The 21,450-nt window shown below is 33.5% G+C and carries 20 protein-coding genes, 1 tRNA gene and 1 pseudogene; 11 read left to right on the top strand and 11 right to left on the bottom strand.

Annotated features, from left to right (window positions below; all coding sequences use genetic code 11):
- Positions 1–60: 60 nt before the first annotated feature.
- Positions 61–429, bottom strand: a complete 369-nt coding sequence (locus AC0GLR_RS01300; protein ID WP_495605022.1) for a hypothetical protein — start codon at positions 427–429, stop codon at positions 61–63.
- Between the two features lie 135 nt (positions 430–564).
- Between AC0GLR_RS01300 and pepT the strand changes: the two genes are divergently transcribed.
- Positions 565–1,803, top strand: coding sequence for a peptidase T (gene pepT, locus AC0GLR_RS01295; protein ID WP_495605021.1), 1,239 nt, complete (start codon positions 565–567; stop codon positions 1,801–1,803).
- A 45-nt stretch (positions 1,804–1,848) separates the two neighbouring features.
- Here pepT and glyA read toward each other — a convergent pair whose 3' ends face one another.
- Positions 1,849–3,081 carry a serine hydroxymethyltransferase gene (glyA, locus tag AC0GLR_RS01290; RefSeq protein WP_495605020.1) on the bottom strand — a complete coding sequence of 411 codons (1,233 nt, stop codon included), beginning with the start codon at positions 3,079–3,081 and terminating at the stop codon, positions 1,849–1,851.
- Between the two features lie 393 nt (positions 3,082–3,474).
- Here glyA and AC0GLR_RS01285 point away from each other — a divergent pair, with 393 nt between their 5' ends.
- A complete protein-coding gene (locus tag AC0GLR_RS01285) occupies positions 3,475–4,062 on the top strand; it encodes a YdhK family protein (RefSeq protein ID WP_495605019.1) in 588 nt (195 codons plus the stop codon).
- A gap of 52 nt (positions 4,063–4,114) precedes the next feature.
- On the opposite strand, the pseudogene AC0GLR_RS01280 reads toward AC0GLR_RS01285, so the two are convergent.
- The 3 genes and pseudogenes from AC0GLR_RS01280 to AC0GLR_RS01270 all read right to left on the bottom strand — a co-directional run bounded on the left by AC0GLR_RS01280 (position 4,115) and on the right by AC0GLR_RS01270 (position 9,133).
- Positions 4,115–5,881: pseudogene (locus AC0GLR_RS01280) on the bottom strand (ABC transporter ATP-binding protein).
- Entirely contained in the window at positions 5,881–7,605 is a 1,725-nt protein-coding gene (locus AC0GLR_RS01275) for an ABC transporter ATP-binding protein (protein WP_495605018.1), read from the bottom strand. The pseudogene AC0GLR_RS01280 and the gene AC0GLR_RS01275 overlap by 1 nt, the downstream one beginning before the upstream one ends.
- 169 nt (positions 7,606–7,774) lie before the next feature.
- Entirely contained in the window at positions 7,775–9,133 is a 1,359-nt protein-coding gene (locus AC0GLR_RS01270) for an MFS transporter (RefSeq protein ID WP_495605017.1), read from the bottom strand.
- Positions 9,134–9,481: 348 nt separating this feature from the next.
- Here AC0GLR_RS01270 and AC0GLR_RS01265 point away from each other — a divergent pair, with 348 nt between their 5' ends.
- Entirely contained in the window at positions 9,482–9,700 is a 219-nt protein-coding gene (locus AC0GLR_RS01265) for a DUF2568 domain-containing protein (protein ID WP_495605016.1), read from the top strand.
- Positions 9,701–9,896: 196 nt separating this feature from the next.
- On the opposite strand, the gene AC0GLR_RS01260 is transcribed toward AC0GLR_RS01265, so the two are convergent.
- The 4 genes from AC0GLR_RS01260 to AC0GLR_RS01245 all read right to left on the bottom strand — a co-directional run bounded on the left by AC0GLR_RS01260 (position 9,897) and on the right by AC0GLR_RS01245 (position 11,374).
- The gene (locus AC0GLR_RS01260; protein ID WP_495605015.1) at positions 9,897–10,487 is read right to left on the bottom strand and encodes a type 1 glutamine amidotransferase family protein; all 591 of its coding nucleotides are present in this window, start codon (positions 10,485–10,487) and stop codon (positions 9,897–9,899) included.
- Positions 10,488–10,598: 111 nt separating this feature from the next.
- Positions 10,599–10,892, bottom strand: a complete 294-nt coding sequence (locus tag AC0GLR_RS01255; RefSeq protein ID WP_495605014.1) for an ArsR/SmtB family transcription factor — start codon at positions 10,890–10,892, stop codon at positions 10,599–10,601.
- A gap of 36 nt (positions 10,893–10,928) precedes the next feature.
- Positions 10,929–11,000 (bottom strand) — tRNA-Arg (locus AC0GLR_RS01250).
- Between the two features lie 44 nt (positions 11,001–11,044).
- A complete protein-coding gene (locus AC0GLR_RS01245) occupies positions 11,045–11,374 on the bottom strand; it encodes a hypothetical protein (RefSeq protein ID WP_495605013.1) in 330 nt (109 codons plus the stop codon).
- 100 nt (positions 11,375–11,474) lie between these two features.
- On the opposite strand from AC0GLR_RS01245, the gene AC0GLR_RS01240 reads away from it, so the two are divergent.
- From AC0GLR_RS01240 to AC0GLR_RS01230, 3 genes are all read left to right on the top strand, one after another.
- A complete protein-coding gene (locus tag AC0GLR_RS01240; RefSeq protein ID WP_495605012.1) occupies positions 11,475–13,301 on the top strand; it encodes an FAD/NAD(P)-binding protein in 1,827 nt (608 codons plus the stop codon).
- Between the two features lie 62 nt (positions 13,302–13,363).
- Positions 13,364–13,564 carry an LBP_cg2779 family protein gene (locus tag AC0GLR_RS01235; protein WP_495605011.1) on the top strand — a complete coding sequence of 67 codons (201 nt, stop codon included), beginning with the start codon at positions 13,364–13,366 and terminating at the stop codon, positions 13,562–13,564.
- 67 nt (positions 13,565–13,631) lie between these two features.
- Positions 13,632–14,135, top strand: coding sequence for a methylated-DNA--[protein]-cysteine S-methyltransferase (locus AC0GLR_RS01230; protein WP_495605010.1), 504 nt, complete (start codon positions 13,632–13,634; stop codon positions 14,133–14,135).
- A gap of 8 nt (positions 14,136–14,143) precedes the next feature.
- On the opposite strand, the gene AC0GLR_RS01225 is transcribed toward AC0GLR_RS01230, so the two are convergent.
- Together AC0GLR_RS01225 and AC0GLR_RS01220 are read right to left on the bottom strand one after the other, a co-directional pair.
- Positions 14,144–15,313: a hypothetical protein gene (locus tag AC0GLR_RS01225; RefSeq protein ID WP_495605009.1), complete on the bottom strand. Its 1,170-nt coding sequence runs from the start codon at positions 15,311–15,313 to the stop codon at positions 14,144–14,146.
- 21 nt (positions 15,314–15,334) lie between these two features.
- The gene (locus AC0GLR_RS01220; protein ID WP_495605008.1) at positions 15,335–16,306 is read right to left on the bottom strand and encodes an asparaginase; all 972 of its coding nucleotides are present in this window, start codon (positions 16,304–16,306) and stop codon (positions 15,335–15,337) included.
- Positions 16,307–16,444: 138 nt separating this feature from the next.
- On the opposite strand from AC0GLR_RS01220, the gene AC0GLR_RS01215 reads away from it, so the two are divergent.
- From AC0GLR_RS01215 to AC0GLR_RS01195, 5 genes are all read left to right on the top strand, one after another.
- Positions 16,445–16,822, top strand: a complete 378-nt coding sequence (locus AC0GLR_RS01215) for a hypothetical protein (RefSeq protein ID WP_495605007.1) — start codon at positions 16,445–16,447, stop codon at positions 16,820–16,822.
- A 50-nt stretch (positions 16,823–16,872) separates the two neighbouring features.
- Positions 16,873–17,214: a hypothetical protein gene (locus AC0GLR_RS01210; RefSeq protein ID WP_495605006.1), complete on the top strand. Its 342-nt coding sequence runs from the start codon at positions 16,873–16,875 to the stop codon at positions 17,212–17,214.
- Positions 17,215–17,269: 55 nt separating this feature from the next.
- Positions 17,270–19,624 (top strand): ATP-dependent DNA helicase, encoded by a 2,355-nt coding sequence (locus AC0GLR_RS01205; RefSeq protein ID WP_495605005.1) that lies wholly within the window; start codon positions 17,270–17,272, stop codon positions 19,622–19,624.
- Between the two features lie 110 nt (positions 19,625–19,734).
- Positions 19,735–20,181, top strand: coding sequence for a Fur family transcriptional regulator (locus AC0GLR_RS01200; RefSeq protein ID WP_495605004.1), 447 nt, complete (start codon positions 19,735–19,737; stop codon positions 20,179–20,181).
- A gap of 84 nt (positions 20,182–20,265) precedes the next feature.
- The gene (locus AC0GLR_RS01195; protein WP_495605003.1) at positions 20,266–21,408 is read left to right on the top strand and encodes a DUF3290 family protein; all 1,143 of its coding nucleotides are present in this window, start codon (positions 20,266–20,268) and stop codon (positions 21,406–21,408) included.
- Positions 21,409–21,450 lie beyond the last annotated feature (42 nt).

Genomic DNA, 21,450 nt, shown 5'->3' with positions numbered 1-21,450 from the left:
TGAAAATAAAAAACGATTAGGAATCTGAATTTACCACTCTTCCGATTCCTAATCGTTTTTTTATGCGCCCGTAATAGCAGCATTAATATAACCTAAAATAAATAACACCTTTTCATCACTTAAATCAGGACTAAATGATACTCCAACCACTGACAAACGGGTTTGAGTTTTATCATCTTTATCTGGCTCTGCTGTTAACTTAATTTGGATCTTTAATGGATCTGGAATAGCATTAATCCCAATTTCATTTGATTTCTGGACAATCGCTGCAAATTTTTTATCCCCTAATTCATCCATAATTACTCGAACCTGCTGGGTAATAAATTGGTTCCAAAAGCGCACAAACTCTTCGTTGCCAGCTTCTGAATTCAAATCAAACGGACCAACTACATTAATATGACCCTCGCTTACTTCAATATCAACATCCATCGTAATCTCTCCCTCTTATGTTTCACTTTAATTATAGCCAATTTTAAAATTAATTCAGCAAAAAAAGCAAAATAATAACAATCCGTGTTAAATTTATACTATGATATTAGTTAAATTAATAGAGGAGATAGAGTTATGACAACAGAAAATTTATTAGATCGTTTTTTACGTTACGTTAAAACCAATACCCGCTCTAATCCAGATTCTCAAACCATCCCATCTGATCCTAAAGAAATTGCTTTCTTGAATCAATTAAAACAGGAAGCTAGCAAAATGGGACTACAAAGGGTTCGAACTAATCCTAAAGATGGCTATGTTTTTGCAGAATTACCAGCAAATGACACCCAAAAACGTGACAAAATTGGCTTCATTGCCCATGTGGATAGTGCTGATTTTAATTCAGAAAATATTCAGCCACAAGTTATCGAATCCTATGATGGTCATTCTGTAATTGACTTAGACCAAAATGGTCAATATCAGCTTGATCCTAGTGTTTTCCCCAGCTTAAAAAATTATGCCAATCAGACACTCATCACGACTGATGGCTCGACTCTTTTAGGTGCTGATGACAAATCTGGGGTTGCCGAAATCATGGATGCTATGCAGTATTTAATTAACCATCCAGAACTTAAACATGGCGATATTGTGATTGCTTTTGGTCCTGATGAAGAAATCGGCACTGGGGCTGATCATTTTGATGTTAAAGACTTTGGCGCTAAATATGCATACACAGTCGATGGTGGTCCCCTAGGAGACCTAGAATATGAAACATTTAATGCCGCTGCTGCTGACGTCAAATTCAACGGTACTAATGTTCACCCCGCAGAAGCAAAAGATGTAATGGTAAATGCATCACAATTAGCGATGGATTTTCACGAACAGTTACCTGACAATGAACGTCCAGAAAATACCGAAGGACGCGAAGGTTTTTATTTATTAACTGATATGAAAGGAACCATCGACAATGCTACCTTAAATTATATTATTAGAGACTTTGACCATGATCAATTTGAAAAACGAAAAGCTGTTATTAAAGATTTAGCTGACAAGTTCAATCAAAAATATGGTAAAAATCGGGTTGAAATCAATATTTATGACCAATATTACAATATGGCAGATGTCTTAAAGAAGGACTTAACCCCAGTTAACTTAGTGGAAACAGCCATGAAACAAGTTGGAATTACACCTCATATTTTCCCAGTGCGTGGTGGAACTGATGGCTCAAAAATCTCGTTTTTAGGCACCCCAACGCCAAATATTTTTGCTGGACCAGAAAACATGCATGGTCGTTTTGAATACGTTTCATTACAAACAATGCAAAAAGCAGTAGAATTAATCGTTCAAATTGTTCAAGATGTCCCTGTTAACAAATAAAACATTAAAAAAACTCATTCCCGCAATCGGGAATGAGTTTTATTTTTATCGAGTAGCTGGATGACGCTTCGTTAATTCAGCAACTTTCTTTTTAGCCTCATCTAATTGATCCTTATCAGTTGGATGATTCAAAACTTTTACAATTAATTCAGCCACTGTAGCAGCATCAGTTTCATTAAAACCACGACTAGTAATTGTGGGAGTCCCAACGCGAATTCCTTCCATCGTATCACCAACTTCGAGAGGTAATAATTCTTTATTTGTTGCAATCCCAACTGAGTATAATAAGTCGGCTGCTTCTGCGCCAGTTAGACTAGTTGCATTCAAGTCTAAAGTCATTTCATGATTTTCAGTCCCGCCTGAGACCAAACGAATCTGATCTGATTGTTTAAAAACAGCTGCCATTGCCTGAGCGTTTTTAATAATTTGCTTGGTATATTCTCTAAATTCTGGTTGCAGATCTTCTTGATAAGCAATTGCTTTGGCTGCTACCACCTGTTCTAAAGTTCCACTTTGCGAAACCGGGAAAACAGCATGATTTAATTTTTCAGCATACTGTCGTTTCGCTAAAATCATTCCTCCCCGTGGTCCGCGCAATGTTTTATGCGTAGTGGAAGTTACCACATCCGCCACGTCAACTGGATTAGGATGAACTCCACCAGCCACTAAGCCAGCAATGTGTGCCATATCAACCATTAAATAAGCACCCACTTCATCTGCAATATCTCTAAATTTCCACCAGTCAATCACGTAACTATATGCTGACGCTCCAGCAATAATTAATTTTGGTTGTACTTCATGGGCAATTCGAGCAATTTCATCATAGTCTAATCGCTCAGTTTGAGGGTCCACTCCATAAAAATATGAATCATATAGCTTACCTGAGAAATTATGCTTTTGTCCATGAGTAAAATGTCCACCAGCGTGTTCGCTCATTGACAAAATTTTATCCCCTGGTTTTAAAAAGGCAGAATAAACCGCTTGATTAGCTTGAGTACCTGAATGAGGGAAAACATTAGCGTATTCAGCATTGAAAAGTTTTTTAGCTCGGTCGCGAGCAACATTATCAATCACATCAATTGCTTCATTGCCAGTATAAACTCGACTTTCTGGGTAACCAACTGCATATTTATTTGTCAAAACTGATCCTTGAACCGCTCGAACGGCCTTGGATGCCAAATTTTCGGATGCAATTAATTCAATAACATCTTCTTGCCTTTTTTCCTCTTTTTGTACCGCGTTCCAAATGGTCGGGTCTTGCTTTGAAAAATCATACATATTGCTTTCCTCCTCAAAAAATATAAAAACAAAAAACGCTCTCGTACTTTCGTACAAGGGCGTTTATAACACTGTTCCACCTTATTTTATATTAAGCTTACACTTAATACCTTAGTGTCTTAATTTTAATTAAGAACATTTAATTTATTTAATCAAGCTTGACTGCCTTCATTCCCCATCACGGTATTCCATTTCACTAATTCGAATACTCGCTATACGTAATAAAAAGAATTACTACTTTCAAGATGTTTTTATGTTAAATTATTTGAATTTAGTTGTCAACTTATATTTAATTAATTTAAGCTATTTGTTAATACATCTATCTAAATTGAGTTACAATAAACTTGGTTGTGCAAAATATAATGATGCTTTAATTGAAAGGAAGCTCTATCAATGAAAAAAACTTTAACTGCTTTAACAACTGTTGCTGGATTATCGATTGCGTTAACTGGTGTTGGAATCAGCGCACATGCTGCAACTAATCAATCCAATAATAACATGAATAGTGAAATGTCCAAAAACGGTTCAATGGATAATATGAATATGGATATGAAAATGAAACATAAAAATTCATTGCCAACTGATTTAAAGAAAGCTAATGATCCCAAATATAAAGTTGGATCAAGTGTAAAATTAACTGCTGATCATATGACTGGTATGAAAGGTGCAACTGCTAAAGTGACTGGGGCATACGATAGTCCACTTTATGTAATTGATTACACTCCTACAAATGGCGGCCAAGAAGTTAAAAATCACAAATATGTTGTTAAAACCGAACTTAAAGGTGACAAAAAGAACTTTAAAAAAGGCGATAAAGTAACTGTGGAAGCAAACCATATGAAGGGTATGAAAGGTGCTAAGGGAACAATTGTCCAGGTTTGCAAAGGACCCGCTTATGCTGTTACCTTCACCCCAACTAATGGTGGTAAAGAATACGTTAACCATAAATGGGTAAGCCAAGACGAAATGGAAGCTAAATAATTTAATAATTTAAAAGAGGATTCTGACATACAGAATCCTCTTTTTTTATCTATTAAATTGAAAATTGATCTCGATATAACTGAGCATAAAATCCATTTTGTTTTAATAATTCTGCGTGGTTTCCACGTTCAATAATCTTTCCATCCTTAAGTACTACAATCTCATCGGCATTTAAAATTGTTTTTAAACGATGGGCAATCACAAAACTAGTCCGTCCATCAATTACGTTATCCATGGCTTTTTGTAGTTTTTGTTCTGTCACCGTATCAACGTTTGAGGTTGCTTCATCTAAAACTAATAATGACGGATTGGTTAGGATCGTTCGGGCAATACTAACCAACTGTTTCTGACCAGTACTAAAAATAGAATTATCATTATCAATTTTAGTGTCATAACCGTCAGGTAAACTCATAATGTAATCATGAATATTGGCCTGCTTAGCAGCATCAATCATATCTTCATCAGAAGCTTCTGGTCTGCCAAATTTTATGTTATCACGAATTGTCCCAGAAAATAAAACTGCTTCTTGTAAGACTACTCCGACTTGTTTACGCAGACTAGCTAAATTCAGCTGACGAACATCTGTTCCGTCAAACGTAACTGATCCGGAATCTACATCATAAAAACGATTTAATAAATTAATGGTGGTTGTTTTCCCAGAACCAGTTGGACCTACCAATGCTACCATTTTACCTTTTGGAGCTTTCATTGAAATCCCATGTAAAATTTCATGATTTTGATCATAACCAAAGTGAACATCATTAAATGCAACATCATGCTTGATACCGGTTATCTTCTTACCATCCTTTGGACTAATTTCAGATTGCTGATCTAATAATGAGCTAATCCGTTTAGCACCTGTCATCGCAAGCTGTAACATATTATACTGTGAAGAAATTTGAGTGATTGGTTGATAAAATTGGGATGAATATTGAACGAACACCACTATCAAACCTAAGGCAACCACTCGATTTCCACCTGAATGCAATGCTAACCAACCACCAAAAAAGATTACAACGGCTGTATTAATCAGTGACATTCCCTGTAACAATGGAAATAAAATTCCGGAAAAGACTTGTCCTTTATACGTCGCTGCTTTAACTTTATTATTTTCAGTTACAAAACCAGCAATTGTTTCATCCTGGAGTCCATTCGTGATAATTATTTTTTAACCATTTATTTTTTCATTAATGTACCCATTTAATTTACCAACTTCAGCTTGCTGTAAATTAACATAGTAGCGTGCTTTTTTAATAAAATAGGCAATTAACAATAATGAAATTGGGACAGTTGACATCGTTACTAGTGCCATTGGGATGCTTTCTTTAAACATCATAAAAATGATTGCCGCAAACAAAATAATATTGGCCATAATTGACCCCATGGCTTCATTCATGGCATTTGTAATATTGTCAATATCAGAAGTGAAACGACTTAAAATATCACCATCAGAATGAGTATCAAAAAATCTGATTGGTAAAGTTTGTAGTTTAGCAAATAAACTAATTCTCATTTTGTTGGTAGCATAACCCGTTACCCGGTTTAACAGCCAATTATATGAAAAAGTTGCACAAGTTGAAAGAAAAAAGAAAATTCCTAACAAGGTTACAACCTGAACAAATTTACTTTTATCATTAATTCCTTTATTAAGTTCAATGGCATAATTAGCTAATTCAGAAATCGCTTTTCCCATATATAAAGGAGCAATTACCTGCATCGCAGTTGCAAAAAGCACTAAGATGACACTCAAAAAGAAGAAAAGTTTGTATGGTTTTAAATAATGATAGAAAAATTTAACTACTGTTTTAAAATCCTGCATTACTGATCTCCTTCCTGTCGTTTCCCTTTTTGCGTTTGATAAATTTCTTGATAAATTCGATTATTAGCTAATAATTCCTGATGAGTGCCAAATCCAACTAACTTTCCTTTATCCAATACCAGAATTCGATCTGCGTTAATCACAGAGGAAATTTTTTCTGAAATAATAAACGTGGTCGTATGATTCATTTTTTTATCTAAGGCTTCTTTAACTAATTTTTCTGATTTGGCATCCAAGGCACTAGTTGAATCATCCAAAATTAACACACTCGGATCTCCAATCACTCCTCGTGTAATCGATAACCTTTGCTTTTGTCCTCCAGAAAAGTTACTACTCCGTTCTTCCACTGGAGCTGCAAAACCTTGTTCACGAGTATCAATAAATTCGCTAGCTTGAGCAATATTACTAGCTCGCTTCATTTCGGCTTCATTAGCATCTCGTTTTCCCTGTCGCAAATTATCCGCAATCGTACCTGAAAATAAAATCGGACGTTGTAAAACATAAGCTACTGCATTGCGTAAACTAGTTTCATTAACGTCTTGGACATTAATACCACCAACTTTGACAACTCCCTTAGTCGCATCAAAAATTCTCGGAATTAACTGGGCCAATGTCGTTTTCCCAGAACCGGTTGCTCCAACTATTCCGATTCGTTCCCCAGGATTCACATGAAAAGAAATATTTTTAAGGGTTGACTTTGTTTCATCAGGATATACAAACGAAACATTGTCAAACTCTACTGATCCATCAAGTTTTTGAATTGGTTTATCAGGATATTTTAACATTGGATTAGTATCCATAATTTCTTTAATTCTACCTAAAGAAACAAAAGCACGGCTGGCCATCATTGACATCATACCTCCAATAATTAATGCCATCATGATCTGCATTAAATAGTTAGTAAACGATGTAATAGCGCCAACTACATACGGATTAGCACGTACTAAATCACCCGCAAAATAAATGGATACAACAATCGCCATATTAGCAACTAACATAAATAATGGCATTAACATTGAAAAAACATTGCCTACTAAAATGTTTTCATGCATTAATTGATCACTAGTATTCGCAAATCCTTGAGTTTGTCTTTTTTCCTGTACAAATGATTTTACTACTCGAATTCCCATCAAATTTTCTTTAGCTAATTCATTCACTTTATCAATTAGATGCTGGATCTTTTTAAAATGTTTTCCCATCACTCCAAAAGAAAAGAACGTAATACAGCCAATAATGATTACCAACAAGACAATAACCCACCACAGTTGGGGAATCGTAATCATCGCTAAAATAAAACTACCAATAAACAATAACGGAATTCGAACCAGTGATTGTAATAAAATCATAATCAAATTTTGAATTTGATTAATATCATTAGTCAACCGCACAACTAAATTTCCACTAGAAAATTGTTCGATATTACCAAAAGAAAATGTTTGAATTTTACGAAATGCTGCCTCACGAATCTCAGCTGCCATTCCCTGCGCAACCTTAGCCGACATAATGGTATTAATAACTCCTGCAATTAAACCAATCACAGCAATCGTAATTAACCAGAAGCCAATGCTCATAATTTTATTAGATTGTTGCTTCATAATCGCATTAATAATACTTTGCAATAACTTTGGTTGCCAGAGAGTAGCTAACACCATCAAAGCTGCTGCCAGCACTGCAAATATAATTGAAATGTGAAATTTCTTACTGGCATTTTTTAAAATAGTCATCTTATCATTCCTTTCAGGCAATTAAGAGCCCCTAGAATTAACCTAGGGGCTCTTAATTATTATCGAATTTAATAGTGTGATTAAGTATAATGAAAAAACAAAAAGAGAGCAACAATTCTGTCGTTCTCTCAATGAATAATTTAATAAATCAATCCATATCTAGAAAATATCATCTTTTAAAACGAATACAGAAAAACATTCCAATAAACGAAACAACTGCTGAACTTAACATAGCTGCTTTAAATCCGTTAGCAAACAATAAATCTGAAATGATGCCTCCAAATTTATAGAACACAATTACCGCAATTGCAGTACCAACGGCTCCACCTAAAAGACGAAACACATTATAAATTCCAGATGCTTTCCCGATTTCTTGTTTATTAACAGCATCAAGAACTGCCTTTTGTAAAGCAGGACCAGCCATTGATAAACCTGCTCCAGAAATTATCAATGGAATTACCATTACCGCGTAAGATGTTTGCGCTGTAACAAAAATTGCCAATAAAAGATATCCTAATCCCTGTAATAACAAACCCAAAATGGCGATAATTTTCTCACCAAATTTATCAACTGCTTTACCAGCAAAGGGAGCTATTACTACTAGGGTTCCTGTCCAGGGTAACATCTTCAATCCTGCCCCTAAAGCATTGTTATGAGCAACTGCCTGTAAAAACTGAGGTAAGAAAAATACAACTCCATACATTGAAGCATACAACATAAAGGTTGCAATATTACCTCCTGAAAAAATGCTAGATTTGAACAAACTCAAAGGAATCATAGGATATTTTTCATGATGTTGTCTGATGATGAAACAAATCCCAATTAAAATACTGAACACACCAATGGCTAAAGGAAGCATGATATTTTTAGAAGTCGTGACTTCAGTTAAAGCTAAAATCATTGTAGCAAAACTAATAATTACTAACAAAGCATCTAAAGGCTTGATTGGACTACTTGAACCCTTGCTCTCAGGTAGAAATTTATTTGATAAAAAGATTGTTACAATTCCAATAGGAACATTAATCCAAAAAATCCATTGCCAAGATAATTGAGAGACAATCAGTCCACCTAATGATGGGCCAATAATTAATGCCAATCCACCAATTCCACTCCAAATCCCTAAAGCTTTTCCTCTTTCTGCATCAGGAATTGAATTAGTTAAAATTGCCATTGACATTGGAGTCATTACAGAAGCACCTACACCTTGAATAATTCTAGCAGTAATTAACATAACAATATTGGGTGATAACGCACATAACACCGATCCAATGGTAAACACCAAAATCCCTAAATTATATATCTTTCTTCTACCGTATTTCTCTCCAAGAGCAACTCCTACTAGCAACACCGCAGCAATTGTAATGTTGTAAGCATTTAGCGCCCACTGCAACATATCAACTGAAATATGGAAATCATTTCTAATTGCGGTTGATGCAGTAGTAACAATCATGGAATCCATCATGGACATAAAGAAGCCCAGTGAAGTTAAAATTAAAATCCATTTTGGATTATATTTTCTTTTTATCATTATTTCTCCTTTTTAAAATTTTTAGTAATAAAATAGTTCAAATGTTTTTGTACTATTTTAGATTAACACGTATTTTAAAATCAACAAGAGCAAATAATTGTTTGATGTAATTACAATATAGATATATTATAAGTTAATATATTTTGTAATTTTAATATTTATCTGTGATTTTATTATAAAAGTGGAGTTGTTATACATGAAATATTTATTTTTTTATGCGAATTAGTCTGTATTTGTTTATGGATTATGTACGGAACAAGGGAGTTATGGATAAAAATAATTGTTATTATATTAATTATTGCATGTTCCCAATTTGCTCATATTATTTTTAAGGCGAGGTAAACAATAATGATAAAAAATTTAAATGATGTTGTTAGATTCTTGTTTTGTAAAATATTTACAATTTGTTTGATTGTAAAAGCTGGAATAAATATACATTCTTTAACTATTGGTTTGATTTTACCAGCACTGATTTTAATTTACTGGGGTATGTTAATGGCCCCAAAATCAGATCATAGATTAAAGAGCATTGGAAGAATTTGTAGTGAAACGGTTATTTTTTGGTAGCACTGGAATATTACCGTATTTATATATTTCAAAAACATTAGGTATTATTTACTTGGTAGTTACATCAATCAACACTATCTTAGAACACACTTTAACTTCAAATTTAGAATAAATATTTGAAATAAAACAAAAATCATATCAGAACACATTAATGTTTAATGTGCTCTGATATGATTTTTATTAACAACCTAATTAATTATTTATATGGATTACCATATTTTTTACAATATTCATAAAATCCTAATCGATATAATTCTACACTTTCATGAATTTTTTCTGGAATGTTAAATTTAACAGCTTGTAAAACCAATTCAGTAAAATCTAATGGTGCAGTACCATTGGCAGTTACTAAATTACGATCTTTTATAGCTTGTTTTTCATAAAAATCGTTAGAATTAATATAATTTTTATAATTGCTCCAAAGAAACTGAGCATTTCCAGTATGTTTATAATTTGTTAGAAGACCATTTTGGGCTAAAAAATCAACAGCACCACAAATTGCACCAACGGTAACATTATCAGATAATGACTTTTTGATGATATCTACTAATTCATCATTTTTTAGATTCCATGAATTTCCCCCAATTAAAATTAATAAATCAAAATTAGGAACAATTTGGTCAATTGACATATCCACTAATGTTGTAAAACCACCAATAGACTTCACCTTTTTATTAACAGATGCATTTTTAACTTGCCAATTACTATCTTGATTTAGTTGGCTAGAGAGATAAGCACCTTCCCAATCAGCATAATCATTTAAAATAATGAATAGTGCTTTTTTCATACGTTAGCTCCTTTGACGGTTACATAACATTATTAAACTTAACTTTTTAAATACAAAAGAGACAATAATTATAAAAATACAACTAAGATTTATTTTCTAACTTCATAGTTTCTATAAGTTATTCCAAAAATTAGTAACATATTTTTCAAAAGTAGCTTGATTTAACTTGATATATTTTTCTCTCGCATCTTTGCGAGTCGTAATCAAATCAGCTTTTTCCAAAATTTTGAAATGATAAGATCCCGAGGTTTTACTAATTTTCATTACTTTCCCAATTTCTCCACAAGTTATTTCTGAATCAGTTTCCTTTAAATATTTAATGATCTCTATCCGCAAAGAATCAGATAATGCTTTGAAAACAGAAATAAGTTGTTTTTTATCGTCTTCATTAAATGTATAATTCACAACTTTTTCCTTTCGTTAAATCAACTCAATATTTAATGCGCCCCCTCGGAATCGAACCGAGATCATGAGGACCGAAATCTCATGTGCTATCCATTACACTAAGGGCGCCTGTTACTATTAACTTTAATAAATATTATACAAAATTACAACTACTATCTACCAGCAACCACTTTATTAGCAGCTTCTTCTAAGTCAAGCGTCATTTTGAAAGCATTATTCTTAAATTCATCTACCAAGCTAGCTGACTTAGTTTGATATATTCCCAAATGTTTGCCAGTAATACTAACAATTTCAAGTGTTTGCTGATCAACGGCTTTGACTGAATCATAGTGTCCTTCTTCAGCAGCATCAAGATAAGTTTGTAATAAGTCTTGAACAGTTTGATAAATTAACTCATCCTCAGTTATTTGATGGCCCTTTTGCTGCATTTCGTTCAACAAAGCATGAACTTGTTCCATTGTTTCAGGAATTCCCGTTCCCATCTAAATCCCTCCCGCAACATAAAATTTTCATCTCCATTATAAACATAAGTGAGATTCGTTTGCCACTATGCTAAAGTTAATTAGAAAGGAAGTCTTAAACATGAATATTAGTATTATTGGAGCTGGTCCTCGCGGCTTAATTATTGCTGCTAATCTTATTAACAAAGCTAATTCAAATGACAAACTTCAACTCGATCTTTATGATCCGTGTCCAATCGGCGGTCGAGTTTGGCAAACAACTCAGTCATTAGATTTAATTATGAATTCATCTGCGCAATTAGTTACTTTATTTAATGACTTTGGCAAAAACAAAGTAACTGGTCCGACTTTTTATGAATGGACGCAAAGCAAATCTGCTGTTGAATTTATAAAAGATCGAGATTATGAACAGAATTTTCTATCAGTCATTAAAAAATTAAATCCAAATGATTATGCTCCTCGAGCTCTTTTTGGCGTTTATGCCCAATGGTTTTACACTCTATTAAAAGATAATCTTCCACAAAATATTAAGCTTAATTTTCATCAGGAAAAAGTAAATGGTGCGCAAAAAATTGACGATAAATTTAAGCTTGCTACCGAAAAAAATATAGTTACAACTGATTCATTAGTGTTAAGCACTGGTAATTCTACTAATCAACTTTCAGAAGATGAAATTTCATTAAAAAAATATGCACAAAAAAACAATTTACAATATTTTTTGCCAACTTATCCGGCTGAAGCTAACTTTACAAAGATTCAACCGCATGAAAAAGTGATTATTCGCGGAATGGGATTATCGTTTTTTGATTATTTAACTGAATTAACCATCGAACGAGGTGGAAGTTATACTAAAAATACTGATGGTTCCTTAACATACCATCAATCTGGTCGTGAACCGCAAATTTATGCTGGTTCACGTCGTGGTGCTCCTTATTACCCTAAGGCACTTAATCAGCAAAAAGCTGGTGAAAATCGTCCTATTGTCTTTTTAAATCAAACTACGATTCAAAAAAATCTGGTGAATGGAAAATTACCATTCAATAAATTTATTGAATTATTAAAAGCTGAAATTGAATATTTATACTATCCTTTATTGATTAACGAAAAGTATCCTCAATATGAGGCTAAAGATTTTGCAGATGGCTTTTTAAAATCAGATGATCGGTCCGCTTTCATTGGTAGTTATCACTTTAAAAGTGCAGATATTTTAGATTGGGATCTCATTTTAAACCCCGTTGCTGGCGTCTCGATTTCAACAATTGAAAGCTATCAAAAAATCATTTTACAATGGATGGAATTAATTATTAATGATGCCAAATTAGGTACAAAAGCAGCTCCAGTAACTGGTGCATTATCAAAAATAGTTGACTTGCGAACTACCATTCAAAAAATAGTTTCTCAACATTTATTGTCCGATGATGATTATGTCACTAAATTCTTACAGCTGTTTAATTCATTTTCTGGTTTTCTAACCTCTGGTCCACCATTACTACGCTATCGGCAATTACAAGCCTTGATGAAAGCACATATTGTCACTATCTTAGGACCACAATTACAAGTTATTGGAGCCAATCAAAAGTTTATTGCACGGTCTAAATTATATCCAAAAGAAGTTTTCCAAGTTAATGCTTTAATTGAGGCACGAGTTCCAAAACCTAATCTTGAAAAAACTAATAACCCATTATTAATCAACTTACGAAACCAAGGATTAATAACCGCTCACTTGTTTCACTTAGCTGATGGACAACAAACAGCTAGTCCAGCAGTTGATGTTGATTTAATGACTTATCAGGCAATTAACTATAATGGTAAAACAGAAAATCAATTATTCATCTGGGGAGTTCCATTGCAAGGCTTAGAATGGATGACCACAACTTTACCACATCCATTGTCTGACGATCATAATTTTGCCGTCGCTGATATCATTACCAACCAAATTCTAAAATAAGTTTTTAAAAATCAACTTGATTTACGTTATAATGAAGTCACAGCATTTTTAGGAGGAAAACAATGGCCTATATTGATGAAGATTTCAGTAAAATTGCTACTGATTTAATCAAGTATGAAGAAAAACATGATATCGATGACAATCAAATGGCAGTTAATTTACACATGACAGTTGAACGTTATCACGCAATTAAAAGTATGTGGGATAAACCAACTCCTGATGAAGTTAAGTTTATCAAAGAGTTTTTAATTCATAACAAATAAAAAATGGAAAATTCTGAATATAATCAGAATTTTCCATTTTTTATCTTCGCTAGAAAGGTTCATTTAAATGCTAATTAAAGCTAACTACCAATCACCGCTTGGTCCAATCACTTTACTAAGTGACCAAGCTAATCTGCTAGGATTATGGTTTATAGGGCAAAAATCCTATGGTGCACAGTTTGACTTATCGAAAATAATAGATGGTCAAACGTTAATAATTAAAAAAACCACCCACTGGTTAGATGATTATTTCGCTGGCAACAATCCTAACCCTACAGATATTACCATCCATCTCCAAACTACTAAATTTCGTCAAAGAGTTTTAAATATCATTAAGTCCGTCCCAACAGGAAAAGTTGTGACCTACCAAGATGTTGCTAACAGTTTACATCAACCCCACGCCGTCCGAGCTGTAGGTAGTGCAATCGGTCACAATCCCATTTCAATTATAATTCCATGTCATCGGATTGTAGGTAAAAACAACAAATTAACTGGCTATGCTGGAGGAATTGAACGAAAGGTCAAATTATTAGAATTAGAACAAGTAGATTTAAATTCTTTCATCCCATAAAGTAAATGCTAATTAATTCCCATAATCCGTTTTCTAGCTAAAACTGCTTCTAAATAATCAAACGCAATTTCATCAATCTCGCTAATATTCATGCGCTTTCGTTTTGTAGCATATGGATTATTTTTATCAATATAACGAAGTGAAATACGATCTGATCCAATCTTAAATGGAACGCCAAAATAACTTTCTCCATCTTTGGTTTTAATCCGTAAAAAACGTTTAAAAACCATTGCTTGGTTTAACAAAGCTTCAAACATATTAACAGAATCATCAAAACTGCGCTCATCATTTAAAATCGGTTGTTTATAAGTATTGTTGGCTAAATTAAGCGAGACAAAATGATTAATAAGTCGTAGATAATCGCTTTTAAGCACCAACTCGCCAATTTCATCAAGTCGGATTAACTCATAACCGCCAAACTGACCGTTCATATCAACGACAGAAAAAATAACAGCCTCTGCATTTACCGCTTTAACTTGACCAATGAAAAAAAGTTCCGGATTAATTTTAGGAATCATTATAATACGACGTCCGCTTTCCATCGCTCTTTGCAAGCTAGCATAAATCTGCAACTGTTCGTTAACCTCAACCGTTTTAATGTGATTAGTAAGCAAAAGCTTTTTAGACTTGCTCAGCAGATTTAATTCCAAACCTAAAAATTCAATAGAACGAACTTCAGATTTTAAAACATCCGCGTGTCCTCCATTACTGCTATCAAATTTATCAAAAGTTGACAGCTGTACTTGTCGCTTGCCTAAAGAAGTTACGAATCCTTCCATCATTGCTCCGTTATTTTTAATTAATAAAATAGGTTGCTGATAAACAAATGAATTTCCTAACACCTGTGTTAGCAAGTCTACTTTTTGATTTAATTTGATTTCAGCTGGTTTAATCCCAATTAAATCCAACTTTTGAGCAGCACCAATTCGAGCTTCCATTTTAGTAATATCTTCACTATAAAAATCAACATCAGAAATGTCTTCAAAAGTTAAATATGCCAAACCATTGGCTAATCCGTCCTCAGTATACGTAGTTAAAATCACACCATGATTATCAAGTGCAATCACCATTCCGGTGTAAAAAATTGACGAGCTGCCCTGAATCACATTAACTAACGTATGATTCTGGAGAGAATCATGTAAATTTTTAATTAGTTCACTACTTTGATAATTATTCATTATTTATTTCCCCCAATTCTATTAGGAAATTACGTTGGACATATATTCCTTTAATTGGTCGCCAGTCTTACCGGCACTAAGTCCAACAATTAATTTAATTCGTGCTTTAGGACCATTTAAATTTTCACTAAAAGTAATCCCCATTTGTTGCAGTCTAACTCCGCCACCTTCGTAAGCATAGACTGGTTGTGCATATCCCATAAAACAGCGCGATACCAAAATCACAGGAATCTTGTGTTGCAACATCTTTTCAACAGCTGAAACTGTCTTTGGTGGCAGATTACCGGCGCCCATCGCTTCAATCACAACTCCTTTAGTATCAACCTTATCAATCGCTTTAAAAAGCGTATCAGTCATTCCAGTATAAGTTTTTAAAAGATAAACTGGTTCAATCACATGGTCAATATCGGTTGTTTCAGTGCCAATGAGTTCTTGAGCAAAAATCACACGCCCATGCTCAATGGTTCCTAAAGCCCCATAAATAGGTGCTTTAAAAGTGTCTACACTAGTAGTATGGGTTTTAGTAACATAACGAGCTGCATAAATTGCAGAATTAAAAACTACTAATACCCCTTTATGTTTCGATTTATCTGAAGCTGCGACTTGAATAGCAGATTTAAAATTAAAAAAACCATCTGACCCGACTTCGTTTGAAGACCGCATTGCACCAGTTATTACCACTGGAATGTCATTAGGAAGCGTTAAGTCAAGAAAATAAGCAGTTTCCTCCAAAGAATCAGTTCCGTGAGTTACCACTACCCCATCAATACCTTCTTCAATTGCCTTTTGAATGCGATTTTTTACTTGTAGCATAATTTGCGGTGTCATGTGTGGTGATGGTAAATTAAATAATTCTTCATTAATTACATTAATATTTGTTAATCCTGAAATTTCATTACTAATCGGATTTTGTGTGTTGGGAACGACAGCACCACCTTTATCTTGTGACATCGAAATAGTCCCGCCAGTATGAATTGCTAAAATATTTTTCATAGTATCTTGTTGCTCCTAAACTCGTAAAATAGTCATATTCTATAGTATCACATCCGACATTAACATAATGCTTTTACGCTAAATTGGTTTCATTTATTAACTATCTCGCCTATACTACTAATACGAGGTATTTAAATCATGTCTAATAATAATGAAGAGAGATACTATCATCCCACAGACTCAAAAGATGCCATGCGGGAAATTCAAAAATTGTTTAATTTGTATTGTAATGAACCACTTAATAATGAATTAGTTCAATACCATTTAAAACTACAAAATCAAGTCAAAACTAACATTTTGCCTGCTGCTGAACAAGAGAAAATTCCTAGCCGAGTAACAGCTGCACGAAGTATTATTACTACCATGGAAGAATGGTTTAAAATTAGATTAGCTGGCAAACCATATAATGGTAAAATGAAACATTTTCACTTTGTCGGTAATAATGAAAAATTAAGATATAAACGGCATAGTATCAAAGTCAAAGGTAGTCATAATCTTCGCAGCAGTCATCATTAAAGCTATCATTTAATTCCAAACTATTTTAAAATAATCATGAGGTGAAACGAATGTCTAAAAAGAAGCTTGAACGTCAAGAACGTGAAAAAATTGCGATTGATATGAATGATTTCTTAATTAAGTATGCTGAATCAATCTTAGGTCCCAAACCTGATTTAGCCCAACAACTTTATGAAGCCGGGAAAAATGATTTAACTGGTCTTGATAAATTATTAGAAGATGATGGTTATGGGCGTAAAAATCAATATGAAAACCTAGCTCAAGGTTTCATTTGCGATTTCTATCATATTGAACCCGAAGACGGTCAGCAAGAAAAAACAAAGTTAGCTAAAGAAGCAATCAATTATCTAGGTAAAAATGCTAACAAATTCAATCAATGGGCAGAAGAGTAAAGCAACTTTCCGAGTTGCTTTTTTTCTTTGTCATTAATCAAGGGAGGTGTAATTAGTGAATAAGATAGGAGTCAGAGATCTAGTCGGCTTTATTTTACGAAGTGGTGATTTAACTACCAGTCTTAGTAGTATGAACACGGCACAGACTGGCTCTCGCATTCATCGCAAGCTGCAAAAGAAACGATCAAGTGACTATCAAGCAGAATATTATTTAGAAAAAATTGTCCAAATTAATGGTCATGAATTTTTAATTCACGGTCGTGCTGATGGGGTAATTCTTGAAGAACAGACCGCTACAATTGAAGAAATCAAAACATCTGACATTGAATTCAAGGATATTCCTGAAAATAAATTAAAGCTCTACTGGGGTCAAGCACAAACCTATGCTTATTTACTAATGAATACCCATCCAGAGTTAAATAAAATCACATTACAACTAACCTATGTGCAAACTCCTGATGAAATTATTACTAAAACCGAAAAAAACATCAGTAAAACTGAAGCTACAAAATTTTTTGATCAGTTGGTTAACGATTATGAAGAGTGGTTACAGTTACAAGATCAGTTAAATGCGGAAAAAATTTCTTCAACTACTAATTTAACCTTCCCTTTTGGAAAATATCGTGCTGGACAACATGAATTGGCTGCTGCTGTTTACAAATCAGCTTTACTTAATAAACATCTCTTTGCAGAAGCTCCTACTGGAACTGGGAAAACCATTTCTACTCTCTTTCCTGCTGTCAAAATATTAGCAACTGAAAAAATTAAACGAATCTTCTATCTGACTGCTAAACAAAGTACGCGGCGAGTAGCTGAAGAAGCAATTAGTCTTATGAGCGATAATGGTTTAAAAGTTCGAAGTATCACGTTAACTGCCAAAGATAAAATCAAATTCCCAGAAGAACAAGAAGTTGCTCCAGAAGAAAATCCTTATATGATTGGTTACTATGATCGACTAAAGCCGGCCTTAAAAGAACTTTTGTTAAATAATCATCAAATCGATCGTGCTGTAATTGAAAAGTATGCACGCCAATATACCCTTGATCCGTTTGAATTTTCATTAGATGCTAGTTTATTTTGCGATATCATCATTGGCGATTATAATCATTTATTTGATCCTAAGGTCCATTTACAACGTTTTTTTGAAATTGAAAATAAGGAAAATTTTTATTTAGTTGATGAAGCACACAACTTAGTAGATCGCTCACGAGAAATGTATTCTGCTAATTTATCTAATTCTGCAATTACTGACTTGCTATCGTTGCTACATAAAGACAATGAAAACGATCAGCCAGTAATTACTAAACTACGCAGTCTCCAAAGAAATTTCAAAAGAATCGCAAAACCACTTCACGAGGAACAACAAACTGAGCATGACTATTTGGAAACGGACGAAAAATTCACTAAGTCAATCACAAATTTAGTTCAGGTTTTGCGTAAATGGCTCGCAAAACAAACCCCAGGTGATGTTACCGACAAAATACTCGATTTTTTCTTTCAATGTACAACTTATTTAAAAATTGATGAGTATTTTGGCCCTAACTTTAAATTTAGAATACTCCTTAACGAGAATCAAATTACTGTTCGTTTATTCTGTATGGATCCCAGTCCTTTTATTGCCGATACTCTTGATTTAGGTGGTGGCGCCGTTTTATTTTCTGCTACCCTATCACCCATGAAATATTACACAAAAGTATTAGGTGACGAGCCCGAAAGTTTAAAATATCAATTACCATCACCATTTGACGCTAAGCACCAAAAAATCATCATTACTTCTTATATTGATACAACTTATCATAGACGCGAACAAAGTCTTGATAAAATCATTGACTCAATTTATGACCTCATTAAAGAAAAAAAAGGTAATTATTTAATTTTTGCACCATCAAATGTATACTTAGAAATGGTTTATGATGCTTTTAAAACCAAGTTTCCCGAAATAAATACCATCCGTCAACAAACCAACATGGATGACAAACAGCGAACTCAGTTTTTACAAGCATTTAATTCCCCTGAAAAACATCCAGTGGTTGGATTTGCACTGCTTGGAGGTCTTTTTTCTGAAGGAATTGATTTGGTTGGAGACAAATTAATCGGCGTTGGAATTGTTGGTGTTGGATTGCCTGGCTTAAATTCAGAAACAAATTTAATCAGAGATTATTTTGATGCAGACAATGGTCATGGTTTTGAATATGCTTATAAGTTACCTGGATTAAATAATGTTTTTCAGGCAGCAGGACGTTTAATTCGTGGATATCAGGATCAAGGAATCATTTTACTGATGGATCGCCGATTTACACAACGACGCTACACTGAGTTGTTTCCTCCAACTTGGCGCAATTATCAGATTGCTCACAATCCTACCGAACTCAAAAATGAAATTAAAAATTTTTGGAAATCAGATTCATAGTGTTTATTATTTGAAATTTATGCCTAAATAGGAATATACTGTAATGTACTAATAGGTTGTACTATAGTGAATTGTGATTTAAAAAATACGTTTAGAATAGAGGTGTCATTATGACAGACAAACGTTATGAAAATGCAATGAACCGTTTGAAAGAAAACAATGTTCGGATTACACCACAACGTCAAATTATCTTAAAATACATGATTGAAACTGATGAACATCCTTCCGTTGAAACTATCTTTCATATTTTGGAAAAAACATTTCCTAACTTAAGCATGGCAACTGTTTATAACAATTTGAGATTATTCAAAAAGTTAAATCTTATCATCGAAATGCCTAGCGTTGATGGTGGTTATCGTTATGATTTTTACGATCATCCTCACTTTCATGCTACCTGCGATAATTGTAATAAAATTATCGATGTTGATGATCCCGAATTCCCAGAAATTGATAAACATTTAAAAGAAGCTGCTAGTAAAGATGGTTTTAAACCAACTGTTACTAGTGTGGAAGTCCATGGAATTTGTAAAGAGTGTCAAGAAAAAGAAGCCAAATAATTTAAAATACTCGCAACCAAAGTTTTAGTTGTGGGTATTTTTTGATTACATACAAAATTCAGTCTTAATATTGAGGTGTATATCTTGAATTTATATTCATACGATTATTTAAAACATAATTACAACATTACTAACCAGCTTTTTATCGGTTTAATGGCTTTGATTTTCTTTATTATCGTCGTGGTTGGTTTATTTTACTATCGAAATCGTAATAATCCCCGCTTTAGAAATCTGTTTATTCTAGTATCACTTTCCGGGGCGTTAGTGATTGCAATTCAAACTGGGCAGATTCTTGAACAACAGAATTCTGATAGCAAAACTGGGCAGACTGTGCAGGTACTAAAAAAGATTGCTGATCAAAAACATGTCTCAGTAGATGATGTATATGCCAGCAGTAACGCTCTAAACGACGGAATGACGGTTCAGATTGGCAAAAAATATTATGTAGTTAATTTCAATAATGATCAATCAAATTACAATCTAAAGGAAACTCAGTTAGTAAATCCTCCTAAACATATTACTAAGGCTCAATTTAACTTTGGGTTTGGCGGGACAGACAGTAATGGCGTCGATTATGGGTCGATTGCTCTGAAATTTATTGTCGGATTAATTATGGTAGTATTACAAATTAATCTATCCGGTAAAGGTAATCTGGCTCCTTCCAATGCACTTGATCAACTTCAAAATTATATTCTTGGTGGAATAATCGGAGGAATTATCTATAACTCACAAATTACCGTTTTACAATTCGTTGTCATTCTTTTGATTTGGTCTGTAATTGTCTTTACAATCAAATTTTTAACCGGTCAGAGTAATTCGATTAATAAATTAATTAACGGAACACCGCAAGTTTTAATTTTGGATGGAAAAGTAAATGTAACTCGTGCTTTAAATACCGGCGTTAACGCTAATGAGCTAGCCTTTAAGCTTAGAACTGATGGAGTTAGTAATTTTCGCGATGTCAAGAATGCAACGCTAGAACAAAATGGTCAGCTGACTGTTACTACTTTTAAAGATCAGGCAATTAATTATCCAATTATTGCTGATGGTCAAATTAATAAATTAGTAATGGAACGTGCCGGAATCACTGAACCACAACTAGTTGAAATGCTCAAAAAACAGCATACTATCATTCCTGATGTTTATTTAGCTCAACTAAACAACGGAGAATTGAATGTAGTTAAGTATCCCATGAAATCGAGAATTCTTCGAAAATTCAAAAAATAAAAACTGTTCATATTCTAAAATACCCCATAAAGTTTAGACAAA

Source organism: Fructilactobacillus sp. YLN 2412 (assembly GCF_059488745.1).
This window is presented reverse-complemented; position numbering and strand designations above follow the sequence as displayed.